The organism is Pseudoneobacillus rhizosphaerae, assembly GCF_917563885.1.
In the GTDB taxonomy this organism is placed as follows: domain Bacteria; phylum Bacillota; class Bacilli; order Bacillales; family Cytobacillaceae; genus Pseudoneobacillus; species Pseudoneobacillus rhizosphaerae.
This window is the reverse complement of sequence record NZ_CAKJTG010000005.1, coordinates 76,744-92,431: the sequence shown is the minus strand read 5'-3', so window position 1 is coordinate 92,431 and position 15,688 is coordinate 76,744. Positions and strand designations below refer to the sequence as shown.

The 15,688-nt window shown below is 36.1% G+C and carries 14 protein-coding genes; all 14 read left to right on the top strand.

Going from position 1 to position 15,688, the window contains the following annotated elements; translation table 11 throughout:
• Positions 1 to 158: 158 nt before the first annotated feature.
• The 14 genes from LRP83_RS05360 to LRP83_RS05295 all read left to right on the top strand — a co-directional run bounded on the left by LRP83_RS05360 (position 159) and on the right by LRP83_RS05295 (position 15,606).
• Positions 159 to 1,694 (top strand): ABC transporter ATP-binding protein, encoded by a 1,536-nt coding sequence (locus LRP83_RS05360; protein ID WP_230495651.1) that lies wholly within the window; start codon positions 159 to 161, stop codon positions 1,692 to 1,694.
• Positions 1,687 to 2,736, top strand: a complete 1,050-nt coding sequence (locus LRP83_RS05355; RefSeq protein ID WP_230495650.1) for an ABC transporter permease — start codon at positions 1,687 to 1,689, stop codon at positions 2,734 to 2,736. Before LRP83_RS05360 ends, LRP83_RS05355 begins: the two co-directional genes overlap by 8 nt.
• Positions 2,737 to 3,696, top strand: coding sequence for an ABC transporter permease (locus LRP83_RS05350; protein ID WP_230495649.1), 960 nt, complete (start codon positions 2,737 to 2,739; stop codon positions 3,694 to 3,696).
• A 164-nt stretch (positions 3,697 to 3,860) separates the two neighbouring features.
• Positions 3,861 to 5,144 (top strand): EF-P 5-aminopentanol modification-associated protein YfmF, encoded by a 1,284-nt coding sequence (yfmF, locus tag LRP83_RS05345; protein ID WP_230495648.1) that lies wholly within the window; start codon positions 3,861 to 3,863, stop codon positions 5,142 to 5,144.
• Positions 5,141 to 6,430 (top strand): EF-P 5-aminopentanol modification-associated protein YfmH, encoded by a 1,290-nt coding sequence (gene yfmH, locus LRP83_RS05340; protein WP_230495647.1) that lies wholly within the window; start codon positions 5,141 to 5,143, stop codon positions 6,428 to 6,430. Before yfmF ends, yfmH begins: the two co-directional genes overlap by 4 nt.
• A 105-nt stretch (positions 6,431 to 6,535) precedes the next feature.
• Complete coding sequence (ymfI, locus tag LRP83_RS05335; protein WP_230495646.1) at positions 6,536 to 7,258, top strand: elongation factor P 5-aminopentanone reductase; 723 nt, start codon at positions 6,536 to 6,538, stop codon at positions 7,256 to 7,258.
• A 119-nt stretch (positions 7,259 to 7,377) separates the two neighbouring features.
• Positions 7,378 to 7,623: a DUF3243 domain-containing protein gene (locus tag LRP83_RS05330; protein WP_230495645.1), complete on the top strand. Its 246-nt coding sequence runs from the start codon at positions 7,378 to 7,380 to the stop codon at positions 7,621 to 7,623.
• 202 nt (positions 7,624 to 7,825) lie between these two features.
• Positions 7,826 to 8,617, top strand: a complete 792-nt coding sequence (locus tag LRP83_RS05325; protein ID WP_230495644.1) for a YmfK family protein — start codon at positions 7,826 to 7,828, stop codon at positions 8,615 to 8,617.
• 34 nt (positions 8,618 to 8,651) lie between these two features.
• A complete protein-coding gene (locus tag LRP83_RS05320; RefSeq protein WP_354002325.1) occupies positions 8,652 to 9,593 on the top strand; it encodes a helix-turn-helix domain-containing protein in 942 nt (313 codons plus the stop codon).
• 58 nt (positions 9,594 to 9,651) lie between these two features.
• Positions 9,652 to 10,230, top strand: a complete 579-nt coding sequence (pgsA, locus tag LRP83_RS05315; RefSeq protein WP_230495642.1) for a CDP-diacylglycerol--glycerol-3-phosphate 3-phosphatidyltransferase — start codon at positions 9,652 to 9,654, stop codon at positions 10,228 to 10,230.
• Positions 10,231 to 10,262: 32 nt separating this feature from the next.
• The gene (locus LRP83_RS05310) at positions 10,263 to 11,519 is read left to right on the top strand and encodes a competence/damage-inducible protein A (RefSeq protein ID WP_230495641.1); all 1,257 of its coding nucleotides are present in this window, start codon (positions 10,263 to 10,265) and stop codon (positions 11,517 to 11,519) included.
• A gap of 250 nt (positions 11,520 to 11,769) precedes the next feature.
• A complete protein-coding gene (recA, locus tag LRP83_RS05305; RefSeq protein WP_290369495.1) occupies positions 11,770 to 12,816 on the top strand; it encodes a recombinase RecA in 1,047 nt (348 codons plus the stop codon).
• A gap of 305 nt (positions 12,817 to 13,121) precedes the next feature.
• A complete protein-coding gene (gene rny / locus LRP83_RS05300) occupies positions 13,122 to 14,684 on the top strand; it encodes a ribonuclease Y (protein WP_230495640.1) in 1,563 nt (520 codons plus the stop codon).
• 124 nt (positions 14,685 to 14,808) lie between these two features.
• On the top strand, positions 14,809 to 15,606 hold the full coding sequence (locus tag LRP83_RS05295) for a TIGR00282 family metallophosphoesterase (protein ID WP_230495639.1): 798 nt from the start codon (positions 14,809 to 14,811) through the stop codon (positions 15,604 to 15,606).
• The last annotated feature ends 82 nt before the right edge of the window (positions 15,607 to 15,688 follow it).

The window sequence follows — 15,688 nt, the reverse complement described above, 5'->3', positions numbered from 1 at the left end:
TAGGAAATATAGTTTTCTACCTTTCATTTAAGATTTTAGTACGTTGGAATGATTTAAATTCTGACTAGGGGTTAATCCCTTTTTTAATAAAATCTAAAGGTCTGACCTCTTACTACTTATGTATAATATTTCCTTTTTTAGGGCAAGGAGTGAAAATAATGGAATATGTTATTGAAATGCTCAACATTCGTAAGGAATTTCCGGGCATTGTTGCGAATGATAACATTACCCTTCAAGTAAAAAAAGGGGAAATTCATGCTTTATTAGGTGAAAATGGTGCTGGAAAATCAACGTTAATGAACGTTCTTTTTGGACTGTATCAACCTGAAAAAGGTGAAATTCGCGTTAAAGGAAAACCTGTCAATATTACAAATCCTAATATTGCTAATGATTTAGGTATCGGAATGGTGCATCAACACTTTATGCTTGTTGATCCATTTACGGTTACAGAAAACATCATTCTTGGACAGGAAACAACTTCCAAAGGTATGATTGATATTAAAAAAGCAGAGAATGATGTTCGTGCAATCTCAGAAAAATATGGTTTAGCTGTTGATCCTTCTGCAAAAATTGCTGATATATCCGTTGGAATGCAACAAAGGGTGGAGATTCTTAAGACGCTTTATCGTGGTGCAGAAATTCTAATCTTTGATGAACCGACTGCGGTCTTAACGCCACAGGAAATCGGTGAATTAATCCAAATCATGAAAACGCTTATTAAAGAAGGTAAATCCATCATTTTGATTACGCATAAGCTTAAAGAAATTATGGAAGTGTGTGATCGTTGTACAGTTATTCGTAAAGGTAAAGGAATTGGCACTGTTACTGTATCGGAAACAAATCCAAATGAATTAGCTAGTTTAATGGTTGGACGCGAAGTAACGTTTACTACTGAAAAAACGGAAGCAACTCCTAAACACAATGTATTCGAAATTGAAAATTTGCATGTAAAAGACTCCAGAGGTCTAGGTGCGGTAAATGGTTTGAATTTAACAGTACGGTCTGGTGAGATTGTCGGTATTGCAGGAGTAGATGGTAATGGACAATCTGAATTGATCGAAGCGATTACAGGACTTCGTAAAATTGATAGTGGATCTGTCAAACTTAATGGTAAAGAAATTACAAAATTATCTCCTCGGAAAATCACAGAGTCTGGTATAGGTCATATCCCTCAAGATAGACATAAACACGGGTTAGTACTTGATTTTCCAATTGGTGAAAACATGGTACTTCAAACGTACTATCAGGAACCTAATTCTAAAATGGGTGTATTAAATTTTAAAAATATTTATAAAAAAGCAAAAAGCTTAATTGAAGAATTTGATGTTCGTACACCCAGCGAATTTACTTTAGCTCGTGCACTATCAGGTGGTAATCAACAAAAAGCCATTATCGGTCGTGAAGTTGACAGAAACCCAGACTTACTAATTGCTGCACAGCCAACACGTGGACTTGATGTAGGGGCAATTGAGTTTATTCATAAACGTTTAATCGAGCAACGCGACAATGGCAAAGGGGTGTTGTTAGTATCCTTTGAGCTTGATGAAATCATGAATGTTAGCGATCGAATTGCTGTTATTTATGAAGGGAAGATTGTTGCGATTGTAGATCCGAAAGAAACAACCGAGCAGGAGCTTGGTTTATTAATGGCTGGATCGAAGCGAAAGGAAGCAGGTGAAGTAAATAATGTCTAATCGATTGAGAAATTTATCGATTCCGATTATTGCTGTTCTTTTAGGGGTTGTAGTTGGAACAATTATAATGCTTATAAGTGGTTACGATGCGATTGCTGCATACTCGGCATTATGGAGCGGTGCATTTGGTGAAGTATATTATACTGGGGAAGTTGTTCGTCAAGTAACGCCATATATTTTAGCAGGTTTAGCAGTGGCATTTGCTTTTAGAACGGGTCTATTCAATATTGGGGTTGAAGGGCAGTTAATTGTTGGTTGGTTAGCAGCAGTTTGGGTAGGTGTTGCCTTTGATTTGCCTCGTTTTATTCATTTACCTTTAGCTGTACTTGCTGCAGCAGTAGCTGGTGGATTATGGGCTTTTTTACCGGGATTATTAAAAGCTCGTTTCCGCGTTCACGAGGTAATCGTTACGATTATGATGAACTATGTTGCCTTACACTTAACAAATTACATTATTCGTAGATATTTACCATCGCCAAGTGGTGATAGAACTGAAAAAATTCATGCAACAGCATCGTTAAGATCACCGTTTTTTGAAGAATTAACAGACTTTTCTCGCTTACACTGGGGAATTTTTATTGCAATTATTGCTGCCATTTTTATGTGGTTCTTATTGGAAAAAACCACTCGTGGTTTTGAATTACGTTCAGTAGGATTTAACCAACATGCATCTCAATATTCAGGAATGAATGTAAACAAAAACATTGTTCTATCAATGGTCATCTCAGGTGTATTTGCTGGTCTTGCTGGTGCTATGGAAGGTTTAGGAACTTTTGGATATGCAGCTGTAAAAGGTGGATTCACAGGAGTAGGATTTGACGGTATCGCAGTTGCATTATTAGGTGGAAATGCCGCTTTTGGTGTTATCTTAGCCGCCATTTTATTCGGTGCATTAAAAGTTGGGTCTCTAAATATGCCTTTAGAATCTGGAGTGCCGAATGAATTAGTAGATATTATTATCGCGTTGATTGTATTCTTCGTTGCAGCAAGTTATATGATTCGTATCGTGATGGATCGTTTTAGTAAAAAGGGGGTGAAATAAGTGAGCTTAATGGAAATTTTACTAATTATCATTCCTTCCACCCTACTTTGGGCAGCGCCACTTATTTTCACTGGTTTAGGTGGAAATTTTTCTGAACGTGCTGGAGTAGTAAATATTGGACTTGAAGGTTTAATGGTTATTGGAGCTTTTACAGCGATTGTATTTAACCTACAATTTGATAGTGTTTTAGGAGATGCAACACCTTGGGTTGCTTTACTTGCAGCCATGGTTGCGGGTGCTATATTCTCCATTCTACATGCAGTTGCCTCTATTACCTTTAGGGCAGATCAAACCGTATCTGGTGTGGCAATAAATTTGTTATCCATCGGATTAGCACTTTTCTTAGTTAAGCTTATTTATGGTAAAGGTCAAACAGATATTATTCAAAAAAGCTTTAGTAAAATTGATATACCTATTTTAAGTGACATTCCAGTTATTGGAGATCTTTTCTTCTCTAATACTTATTACACATCATATGTTGCCATATTCGTTGCAATTATTGTTTGGGTAATCATGTTTAAAACTCCATTTGGGCTTCGTTTACGTGCAGTAGGGGAACATCCAATGGCTGCTGATACGATGGGAATCAATGTCACTAGAATGAGATATATTGCAGTTATCCTTTCTGGAGCTCTTGGTGGTATTGGTGGAGGCGTTTACGCTCAAGCAATTTCATCTGACTTCGGACATGCAACAATTAGTGGGCAAGGTTTCATGGCGCTAGCAGCATTAATTTTCGGTAAGTGGAATCCTCTAGGAGTTATGGGAGCTGCCTTATTCTTCGGGTTCGCTCAAAGCTTAAGTATCATCGGTAAGAGCTTACCATTCCTTGAGAATATACCAAGTGTGTACCTATTAATTGCACCATATGTATTAACCATTCTTGCCTTAACTGGATTTATTGGTCGTGCCGATGCACCAAAAGCATCTGGCGTACCGTATATTAAAGGGAAAAGATAATCAAATTATTAACCATACACCTGACTTGTTGTCAGGTGTTTTTATTATATAAAATAGGGATAATGTTTTGAAATCTTAGATTAGGGGAAAATAAGTTTAGATGTATTTACATATGATGAAATAGTGCGAATGCGTAGTTGTAATTTAGTAAAGGAGGACATTCTATGCCCGTTTTAACAGAAAGCGTGAAGGAGATGAAGGGGTATAAACTTCATCTAGTTAAGACAGAAAAATATAAAACCAATACGATAGTGTGGAAGATGAAAGCACCATTGACAAAGGAAGATGTTACTTTAAGAGCATTACTTCCACATGTATTACAAAGTAGCTCAAGTAAATATCCTACTACTACCGAACTAAGGTCATATTTAGATGGGTTATATGGAACTACTTTATATGTAGATTTAGCTAAAAAAGGCGAGTATCAGATTATGAGTTTTAGTATCGAAGTGGCAAACGAAAAATTCTTATCGGACCCAACCCCATTACTTGAAAAAGCTATGGAATTTTTGGCTGAAATCTTACTAAATCCAAATATACAAAATAATAATTTTCAAACCGAAACGGTAGAGAAAGAGAAAAAGACGTTGAAACAACGGATTCAATCTGTTTTCGATGATAAAATGCGTTATTCAAATTTAAGGCTTGTTGAAGAAATGTTTGGTATGGAGCCCTACTCGCTTCATGTTAATGGAAAAATGGAAGATGTAGATTCCATTACTTCAGAAAATTTATATCAATTTTATCAAAGAGCTTTAAAGGAAGATGAATTGGATTTATATGTCATAGGTGATGTGGATGAAAATAAAGTAGAGCAAATTGCCGGTAAGCTTTTTCAATTCGAGCAACGTACACCAAAGGTAATATCAAATTATGAAAAGAAAAACATCCAGACTGTGCATGTAGTGAAAGAAGAGCAGGATATTAAGCAAGGAAAACTAAATATTGGATATCGAACTAATGTCGTATACGGTGATTCAGATTATTTTGCCCTTCAAATCTTTAACGGAATATTTGGGGGATTTTCACACTCTAAATTATTTATAAACGTACGAGAGAAAGCTAGTTTAGCTTACTATGCTGCGAGTAGGATGGAAAGTCATAAAGGAATTATGATGGTGATGTCAGGAATTGATTTTAATCATTATGATCAAGCAGTTGGTATTATTAAAGAACAAATGGAAGCAATGAAAAAGGGCGACTTTACAGATGAAGAGCTCGAACAAACAAAGGCAGTAATTGATAATCAATTGTTAGAGACAATCGATACATCTCGAGGAATTGTGGAGGTACTTTATCATAATGTAGTCAGCCACGTTAATATTAGTTTGGATCAATGGCTTGGAGACATGAAAAAGGTGACTAAAGAAGATATAGTTGCTGTAGCGAATAAAATAGAAATGGATACTATCTACTTCTTAACGGGAATGGGGGTGGAGCAAAAGTGAAAAAAATAGCTTTTGATCAACTTCAGGAAGAATTATATTACGAAAAACTAAATAATGGATTAGATGTGTATATATTACCTAAAAAAGGGTTTAACAAAACCTTTGCCACTTTTACAACCAAATATGGGTCTATAGATAATCAGTTTGTTCCAAAAGGAGAAGCTGAATTTACGAAGGTACCTGATGGGATTGCTCATTTCTTAGAACATAAACTGTTTGAAAAGGAAGATGGAGATGTATTTCAACAGTTTAGCAAACAGGGAGCATCTGCCAATGCGTTTACATCATTTACAAGAACAGCCTATTTATTTTCAAGTACCTCTAATTTCGAAAGAAATCTTGAAACATTAATGGACTTTGTACAAGAACCGTATTTTTCAGAAAAAACGGTTGAAAAGGAAAAAGGAATTATTGGTCAAGAAATCACGATGTATGATGACAATGCTGACTGGAGATTATATTTTGGTTTAATTCAAAATATGTACAAAAACCATCCAGTAAAAATCGATATAGCGGGAACAATTGATTCAATTGCTAAAATTACAAAGGATATGCTCTATCAATGCTATTACACTTTTTATCACCCAAGTAACATGTTATTGTTTGTTGTTGGTCCTGTTGATGTAGAAAATACAATGAAGTTCATTAAGGAAAATCAAGACAAAAAGGCAATTGAGCAGCAGCCTGAAATAAAAAGAGAATTTGAAGATGAACCAAATGAAGTGGCTGAAAAGAAAAAAGTTTTAGAAATGAATGTGCAAACTTCCAAGTGTTTAGTAGGGATTAAAGCACTTAATCAGCAGCTAAATGGAGAAGAGATGCTTAAAAATGAATTGGCTATCAATTTATTATTAGATTTACTTTTTGGAAAGAGCTCAGACAATTATCAGAAATTATATTCAGAAGGACTTATTGATGAAACCTTCTCATATGATTTTACCTCTGAACAAGGCTTCGGTTTTGCTATGCTTGGTGGAGATACTGGGGAGCCTAATCGCTTGGAGGAAACCCTTGAAAAAATGCTTAAGGATGCGGCAACAGGTAGTGGAATTACTGAAGAAGGATTAGTTAAAGCGAAAAAGAAAAGAATTGGTGCATTTTTACGATCAGTAAACTCTCCTGAATATATTGCTAATCAATTTACTCGTTACGCTTTTAACGAAATGAATCTTTTTGATGTCGTGCCTACCCTTGAAAAAATAACGCTTGAAGATGTAAAGAAAATAGCATCAGACTTTATTTCAGAAGAAAGATTTACGGTTTGTCAGGTAGTTCCTAAAAAATAAGTCATATAGGAAGGAATGGCCAATTGGTCATTCCTTTTTCTGATGCCTCACTATTAAATATATGAAGAATGAGTTAAAATAAGGGTAAAAAATGAGGAAAATGATATGAGTCAGTTTGTATTAATTACGGGTGCCAGCGGGGGGATAGGGCAAGCTATTGCTTTGCAGCTGGCAAAAGAAGGATATAATTTATATCTTCATTACTATAAAAATGAAAAAACATTAATGGGGCTTCTTGAACAATTACAAATGTATCAAGGTGAATACATTCCGGTTCAAGGAGATTTAAGTGAATCGAACGACTATCGTAAAATCACATCCAATATCTTTGCTCTAGACGCTATTGTACATTGTGGGGGTCAGTCACATTACGGTTTATTAACAGATATTGATGAAGTAGAAGTTGAGGCGATGTTAAAGGTACATGTCTCAGCTCCATTAGTTCTGACTAAATTGCTTTTGCCTAAGCTTATTAATAAAAGAAAAGGTAATATTATTGTGATATCTTCTATTTGGGGTCAAACAGGAGGGGCATACGAAGTGGCTTATTCAACCGTAAAGGGTGCCCAAATTTCGTTTGTAAAAGCCCTAAGCAAGGAAGTAGCTTTGAACGGTATTAGAGTGAACGCAATTGCTCCAGGTGCAATCAATACCCTAATGAACAGTCATTTATCAGAAGAGGATATTAGCTTAATAAATGAGGAAATCCCAATGGGGAGGCTAGGAAGACCAGAGGAAGTTGCAAACGGTGTATCCTTTTTATTATCTGAAAAAGCTTCTTATATAACCGGACAGGTCTTAGCTATTAATGGTGGCTGGTACACCTAGTAAATTGTTAAAGAATTTTTTGTTCAAAAAACATTCACGAAACAAAATCTTTTACACGTATATTCTATACCTTCTGATACATAATAAGCTTGTACTACTTTTAAGGAGGTATTCAAATTATGTCTGTATTAGATAACTGGCAACAATGGAAGGATTTCTTAGGAGATCGATTAGACCAAGCTGAAACTGAAGGTATGAGTAAGGGTGTAATTAATGACCTTGCTTATCAAATTGGGGACTACCTTGCAGCTCAGGTTGATCCTAAGAACGAACAAGAAAGAATCTTATCTGACCTTTGGTCAGTAGCAAGCGAAGATGAGCAACATGCCATAGCTAATATGATGGTCAAACTGGTTCAAAAATAACAAGAACAAAAAAGAGAGGGATTTCCTTCTCTTTTTTTATTCCGTTAAGTCTTCCCGTACTTTAAGGAAAGTCTCCCCTTTTATTTAAGTGCTAAAGAGTTGTTCTTGTATGTGTTTTTACTTTCCTATTAAGTTAAAATCATATATGATAGTTACAAGGTTTAGGGTAAAATTTGTCCTCAATAGGCTTAAGGAGGTTTTTATGGATAAAACGGAATGGTACTTAGAATATGAGATTCAGAAAAATCGACCTGGTTTATTAGGTGACATATCTTCCCTTTTAGGTATGCTTTCCATTAATATTGTAACAATTAATGGGGTAGATGAAGGTCGTCGTGGTTTATTGATTTTGGCAAAAGATCATCATCAAATTCAAAGGCTAGAGTCTATTTTGGAAACAATGGACACAATAAAAGTAATTAAACTTCGAGAACCCAAACTCAGAGACCGTCTTGCTGTACGACATGGGCGATATATACAAAGAGATGCGGATGACAAAAAAACATTCCGGTTTGCTCGTGATGAACTTGGTTTATTAGTTGATTTTATGGCAGAATTATATAAGCAAGAAGGACATAAATTGATTGGAATCCGTGGTATGCCTAGGGTAGGTAAAACCGAGTCAATAGTGGCAGCGAGTGTTTGTGCAAACAAAAGATGGCTTTTTGTGTCATCTACCTTATTAAAACAAACTATACGAAATCAACTAATCGAGGATGAATATAACGAGAATAATCTTTTTATTCTAGATGGAATCGTCTCAACCCGAAGAGCGAACGAACGTCATTGGCAGTTAGTACGTGAAATTATGCGATTACCAGCTGTTAAAGTTGTAGAGCACCCAGATATTTTCGTGCAAAATACTGAATATACACTTGATGATTTTGATTATATTATTGAGCTTCGAAGTCATCCTGGAGAAGAAATTACATATGAAGTAGTTAATCAAAACCAATTATTCTCTGATTCGGACTTTGGAGGATTTGATTTTTAGTTAAGGACGAAATATTAGCTTAATATATTGGAAGGTGTTAGCTTTGACGGAATTAGGTAGTCGACTAAAGGAAGCGCGAGAAATCAAAGGAATAAGCCTAGAAGAATTGCAAAAAGTAACAAAGATTCAAAAACGATATTTAATAGGCATTGAAGAAGGAAACTACAGTATAATGCCAGGTAAATTTTATATTAGAGCATTTATTAAACAATACGCAGAAGCTGTTGATTTAAATCCTGAAGAAATTTTTGATCTTTATAAAGAGGATGTACCTTCTGTTGGTAATACCGAGCTACCTGAGCTCTCACGAGTAAAAACTAGGAAAGATATTTCAGAAGGAAATGGAAAGGTATTAGATGCCCTACCCAAAGTATTAATTGCTGTATTTCTAATTGGAGCAGCTGCATTAGTTTATTATTTAGTTCAACAAAATGCCGGAGATAGGACTAATGAGCCGTTGGATACAGGAGCAGAGTCCGTTAAATATGAAGTGGATAATACTGGGAAGAAAAATGAGGGAAAGAAGAACACACCTTCTGATGAAAAGACTGGAAATGATGATGAGAATGTTGAAGGTTCTGATAAAGCAATCGAAGAAGACCCTATCACAGAAGATACTAAGGATCAGTCAGAAACGGTTACCCAAGAGGTAATTGTTGCTTCATCAAGTGGTTATAAAACCACATATGAGTTAAAGAATGCTGATCGCTTTGATGTAAAACTTGTTTCAACTGGAGAAACATGGGTTAATATGAAAAATGGAAAAGGGTTCTCCTTTTATCAAGGTATGTTGAAAAAAGATGAGGTAGATAGCCAAACAGTTGATTATTCAAAAGAAACTGAGGCAGCTCTGGTTATTGGGAATTCTACAAATACTGAGATTTATATAAATGATCAAAAAATTGAATATGCCATTTCCCCAACAGAAGAAGTTCGTCAAGATATTGTTATCCGTTTTGTTCCTAAGGAAGAATAGTCATCGGTTAATGACTATTCTTCCGCATGTTTAAAATGGCAATTGGAGGTTATTGTGGATGAATATCCCAAATAAGATTACAGTTTCAAGGATTTTATTAATCCCCTTATTTTTAATCATAATGCTTTTCCCCTTCAATTGGGGAGATATGTATTTTCTAGGTGTTGATATGCCAGTTACACACTTTGTCGGTGCATTAATTTTTATTTTTGCTGCTTCGACAGATTGGGTAGATGGCCACTACGCTAGGAAGCACAATCTAGTAACCAATCTAGGTAAGTTTTTAGACCCATTAGCAGACAAGCTTCTAGTATCTGCTGCGTTAATTGTGTTAGTAGAACTTCGTTACATAGATTCTTGGATTGCAATTGTGATCATTAGTCGTGAATTCGCAGTAACTGGTCTTAGATTAGTTTTAGCAGACCAGGGTGAAGTAGCAGCAGCAAAAACACTAGGTAAAATCAAAATGTGGGCACAAATTGTTGCTATTTCTGCCTTTTTATTACATAATACTATTTTTGAGTTACTTTCAATTCCATTTGATGAAATTTCCCTTTGGATTGCATTGATTTTCACGGTTTGGTCAGGCGTGGATTATTTTGTGAAAAATAAAGAAGTATTTATAAACTCTAAATAGTCTTTTCTGGTTATAAGGGGGACAACTAAAAAATGAATGCAGAAATCATAGCAGTTGGGTCAGAATTATTGTTAGGGCAAATCGTGAATACGAATGCCCGTTTTTTATCACAACAATTAGCGGAGTTAGGGGTTAATGTTTATTTTCATACAGTTGTAGGAGATAATCCCGATAGGCTTAAACAAGCATTAACAAATGCAGAAGCTAGAGCAGATATTATTCTTTTAACAGGCGGCCTCGGACCAACAAAGGATGATTTGACTAAAGAAACAATAGCAAAACATTTAAACACAAAACTTGTTATGAATCCGTTCGCCCTTCATTCAATTGAGCAGTTTTTTGCTCGTACGAGACGAATTATGACGGATAATAATAAAAAACAAGCACTTGTTCTTGAAAATTGTCATGTACTTCAAAATGATAATGGGATGGCTCCGGGGATGCTTTATAAACAAAATGAGAAAATCTATATTCTTTTACCTGGTCCACCGAAGGAAATGGAACCGATGTTTATGACTTATGGCCGTCAAACTCTATTAAAGCAACTTGACACTAATGAGGAAATCATCTCGCGTGTCCTACGGTTCTTTGGGATAGGTGAGGCTGCATTAGAAACAGAAATTGAAGACTTAATTGACTCTCAAACTAACCCTACTATTGCTCCTTTAGCTTCAGATGGAGAAGTGACATTAAGGTTAACAGCGAAACATCCAGACAAAAATGAAGCAATAAGTTTAATTGATGATGTGGAAAAGAAAATACGCTCAAGAGTTGGTCAATTTTTCTATGGCTATGATACAACATCCCTTATGGATGAAGCTTTTTCGAGTTTAAAAACTAAAGGATTAACCATTGCTTGTGCAGAAAGTTTAACAGGTGGTAAGTTTCAGGAGCAATTTACTGCAATACCTGGGGCAGGCGATCTTTTAAAAGGTGGGATAGTTTGTTATTCGAATGAAGTAAAAATGGACTTGCTTGATATAAATCCATTAACAATTGAACAAGTGGGCGCTGTGAGTGAAGAATGTGCAAGAGACTTAGCAATAAACGTTGCTAATAAATTAAATTCTAATATAGGAATTAGTTTCACTGGTGTGGCTGGTCCAAGTGAATCTGAGGGCAAGCCTGTTGGAACAGTATATATTGGTATTTATTTGAAAGGCAATGAACCAATTGTTGAAAAGGTAGAATTAGCTGGAAGTAGAGAAGCCATCCGTACTAGAGCAGTAAAATTTGGCTGTCATTTTTTGAAGCAATATTTAACTAATGCACAAGTTGAGCAATCCTGAAGCTCACTTGTGTTTTTATTTTTCAGACGAATTGTTAAATTTGTGTTTTAGAGAGTATATGTTTATAAAAATGTTAATTTCTTCTCTCATTCTATTATTTTGAGGCTATTTATTACCAAAAAATAATCGAATAGGTGTTCGTTTTTTTGCTCGACAAACTATAAAAAAACGTTTATAGTAGTGTTAGGGAAAAGATGAGAGAAAGCTAGAAAATAGGTTATTCTCACATCATTTAAAGGAGGAAAATAAAGTGAGTGATCGTAAAGCAGCCTTAGAAATGGCGCTGAAACAAATAGAAAAGCAATTCGGTAAAGGTTCTGTTATGAAACTTGGGGAGCAAACAGACCGAAGAATATCAACCTCTCCTAGTGGATCATTAGCACTTGATGCAGCTCTTGGTGTAGGTGGATATCCACGTGGACGAATTATTGAAGTATATGGACCTGAGAGCTCTGGTAAAACAACTGTTGCCCTGCATGCTATTGCAGAGGTACAAGCTGGTGGTGGACAAGCTGCATTCATAGACGCAGAGCATGCTCTAGACCCTAGTTATGCACAAAAACTTGGCGTTAATATTGATGAGTTACTTTTATCTCAGCCAGATACTGGGGAGCAGGCATTAGAGATTGCTGAAGCACTTGTTCGAAGTGGGGCAATTGATATTATCGTTGTTGACTCTGTAGCAGCGCTAGTACCAAAAGCAGAAATTGAGGGTGAAATGGGAGATTCTCATATGGGTCTGCAAGCTCGCTTAATGTCACAGGCATTACGTAAGCTTTCCGGTGCTATTAATAAGTCGAATACAATTGCTATTTTCATAAACCAAGTTCGTGAGAAAATTGGGGTTATGTTTGGTAATCCTGAGACGACACCTGGTGGTCGCGCATTAAAGTTCTATTCAACAGTACGTCTTGAAGTGCGTAGAGCTGAAGCAATAAAGCAGGGTACCGATATTGTTGGTAATAAAACAAAAATTAAAATTGTTAAAAATAAAGTGGCGCCTCCATTCCGTACGGCTGAAGTTGATATTATGTATGGAGAAGGTATTTCTAAAGAAGGCGAAATTGTCGATATTGGATCAGAGCTTGATATCGTTCTAAAGAGTGGGTCATGGTATTCCTATAACAATGAACGTATAGGGCAGGGGCGCGAGAATGCAAAGTTATTCTTGAAGGAAAATCCTTCCATACGTTTGGAGATTCAGACGAAAATCCGTGAACATTTTGGACTTGATGGTGAAAAAATAGTTACAGAAGAAGTAGAAGAAGATGATCAGTTTGAACTTTTAGAAGATTAAATTCAAGAGGGCTAGATTTTTCTAGTCCTCTTTACTGTATATAAAAATAATGAAAAGCACATTAATAACTATTTTTCACCCCAAAAAACAATAGAAATCATTATTATCTATTCTATATATTTCTAGTCCTAAATAGACAAACCCTTGACAATGCCCTATATGCAGCTATACAATTAAATATGTATATTTTACATTTTTTATGAGTTTTGAAAGGTATAAAAGCCTTGTGCTGTATATTGAGATATAACAATGTACATGCCGACACTTAAAAACGTAAATAGTTCATAGCAAGAGGAGGTGTAACGATGGACAATATTACAATCATCATCTCCATTTTGCTGAGCCTTATCGTCGGTGCAGTTGTTGGCTATTTTATTCGAAAATCCACTGCGGAAGCAAAAATTGCTGGTGCAAAGAGTGCCGCAGAGCAAATTCTTGATGAAGGCAAACGTGAAGCGGATGCATTAAAAAAGGAAGCTTTGCTAGAAGCAAAGGATGAAATTCACAAGCTTCGTACAGAAGCAGAACGAGATGTTCGTGAACGAAGAAATGAACTGCAAAAACAAGAAAATCGTTTACTGCAAAAAGAGGAGAATCTTGACCGAAAGGATGAATCGTTGAATAAACGTGAAACTCAATTGGAGAAAAAAGATGACTCTCTTAACCAAAGACAACAGCATATTGAAGAGATGGAAAGCAAAGTGGACGAGATGGTACGATTACAGCAAACTGAACTCGAACGAATCTCCAGCTTAACCAGAGATGAAGCAAAAGCAATTATTTTGGACCGTGTCGAGCAAGAACTTTCACATGATATCGCACTAATCGTAAAAGAATCTGAAAGTCGTGCAAAAGAAGAATCCGATAAAAAGGCGAAAGAAATTCTTTCTCTAGCCATCCAGCGTTGCGCAGCCGATCATGTAGCAGAAACTACAGTATCTGTCGTAAACCTACCTAATGATGAAATGAAAGGTCGGATTATCGGTCGTGAAGGACGCAATATCAGGACTCTTGAAACACTTACTGGAATTGATTTAATTATCGATGATACTCCGGAAGCAGTTATTTTATCCGGATTTGACCCAATTAGACGTGAGACAGCGCGCCTAGCCTTAGATAAGCTTGTTCAAGATGGCCGAATCCATCCTGCACGTATCGAGGAAATGGTTGACAAAGCACGCCGTGAAGTGGATGAACATATCCGAGAAATCGGTGAGCAAACCACTTTTGAAGTTGGTGTACATGGATTACATCCAGACTTAATTAAAATTCTAGGTCGTTTAAAATACCGTACTAGTTATGGTCAAAATGTATTAAAACATTCAACAGAGGTCGCTTACCTAGCAGGTCTGTTAGCAGCTGAACTTGGGGAAGATGTAACGTTGGCAAGACGTGCAGGTCTTCTACATGATATAGGTAAGGCAATCGATCATGAGGTTGAAGGTAGCCATGTTGAAATTGGTGTTGAGCTTGCAACAAAGTATAAGGAAAATGCCGTTGTTATAAACAGTATCGCTTCTCATCATGGTGATACAGAACCCACATCAGTTATAGCTGTACTTGTTGCAGCTGCAGATGCATTGTCCGCGGCTAGACCAGGGGCAAGAAGTGAAACTTTAGAAAATTATATTCGTCGCTTAGAAAAGCTAGAGGAAATATCAGAGTCTTATGAAGGCGTTGAAAAATCCTTTGCGATTCAAGCAGGTCGTGAAATCCGTATTATGGTAAAACCAGAAGCAATTGATGATTTAGCTGCACATCGTTTAGCCCGTGATATTCGTAAACGGATAGAAGAAGAGCTAGATTATCCTGGTCATATTAAAGTAACGGTGATACGTGAAACACGTGCCGTAGAATATGCAAAATAAAACATTAATAAAGCGGTGCATTTGCATCGCTTTATTATTTTTATACAGGTCATAGGATTTCTAATAATAGAAGTGCTAACCTTGTGGTAAAGTATAAAAAAGCTTTTTTAGAAAGGAAACCTATATGTATATTTTATTTGTTGGTGATGTTGTTGGGTCACCTGGTCGTGAAATGGTAAAAGAATACGTTCCAAAATTGAAAGAAAAATACCGTCCTCATATAACTATCATTAATGGTGAAAACGCTGCAGGTGGAAAAGGGATTACTAATGAAATATATCGTCAATTTTTAGAGGTTGGCGCACAAGCCGTCACCTTGGGGAATCATACTTGGGATAATCGAGAAATTTTTGAATTTATTGACCAAGCAAAATATCTAGTCAGACCAGCTAATTTTCCTGAAGAGAATCCTGGTAAAGGAATAGTGTACCTGAAAATGAATGATCTTGAAGTAGCTGTTATTAGCTTACAAGGCAGAACTTTTATGGCTGCAATAGATTGTCCATTTAAAAAAGCGGATGAATTGATAGAGCAAGCTAAAAAGAGGACGTCGATTATTTTTGTTGATTTTCATGCAGAAGCTACTAGTGAAAAACAGGCAATGGGTTGGTATTTAGATGGTCGTGTTTCCGCAGTAATTGGGACGCACACCCACGTACAAACATCTGACAATCGCATATTACCTAACGGTACGGCCTACTTAACTGATGTTGGTATGACAGGGCCATATGACGGTATATTAGGTGTTGATAAGGACTTAGTTATTAAAAGGTTTTTGACAAATTTACCAGTCAGGTTTGAAGTGCCGAAAACAGGAAGAGCTTTATTAAGCGCAGCACTTATAGAAATTGATCAAAAAACAGGCTTTGCAAAGAAAATCGAACGAATATTAATCAATGACGATAAGCCGTTTTATTCATAACATAAAGAAACCTCCTATAACTGGGAGGTTTCTTTATGTTATGAAAGAATAATTCTATTATTTTAACAAATTTTGTCCAAGC

Coding starts and splice junctions, on each gene's coding strand:
- LRP83_RS05360 (WP_230495651.1), top strand. CDS start 159: ATGGAATATGTTATTGAAATGCTCAACATTCGTAAGGAATTTCCGGGC.
- LRP83_RS05355 (WP_230495650.1), top strand. CDS start 1,687: ATGTCTAATCGATTGAGAAATTTATCGATTCCGATTATTGCTGTTCTT.
- yfmF (WP_230495648.1), top strand. CDS start 3,861: ATGCCCGTTTTAACAGAAAGCGTGAAGGAGATGAAGGGGTATAAACTT.
- ymfI (WP_230495646.1), top strand. CDS start 6,536: ATGAGTCAGTTTGTATTAATTACGGGTGCCAGCGGGGGGATAGGGCAA.
- LRP83_RS05330 (WP_230495645.1), top strand. CDS start 7,378: ATGTCTGTATTAGATAACTGGCAACAATGGAAGGATTTCTTAGGAGAT.
- LRP83_RS05325 (WP_230495644.1), top strand. CDS start 7,826: ATGGATAAAACGGAATGGTACTTAGAATATGAGATTCAGAAAAATCGA.
- pgsA (WP_230495642.1), top strand. CDS start 9,652: ATGAATATCCCAAATAAGATTACAGTTTCAAGGATTTTATTAATCCCC.
- LRP83_RS05310 (WP_230495641.1), top strand. CDS start 10,263: ATGAATGCAGAAATCATAGCAGTTGGGTCAGAATTATTGTTAGGGCAA.
- rny (WP_230495640.1), top strand. CDS start 13,122: ATGGACAATATTACAATCATCATCTCCATTTTGCTGAGCCTTATCGTC.
- LRP83_RS05295 (WP_230495639.1), top strand. CDS start 14,809: ATGTATATTTTATTTGTTGGTGATGTTGTTGGGTCACCTGGTCGTGAA.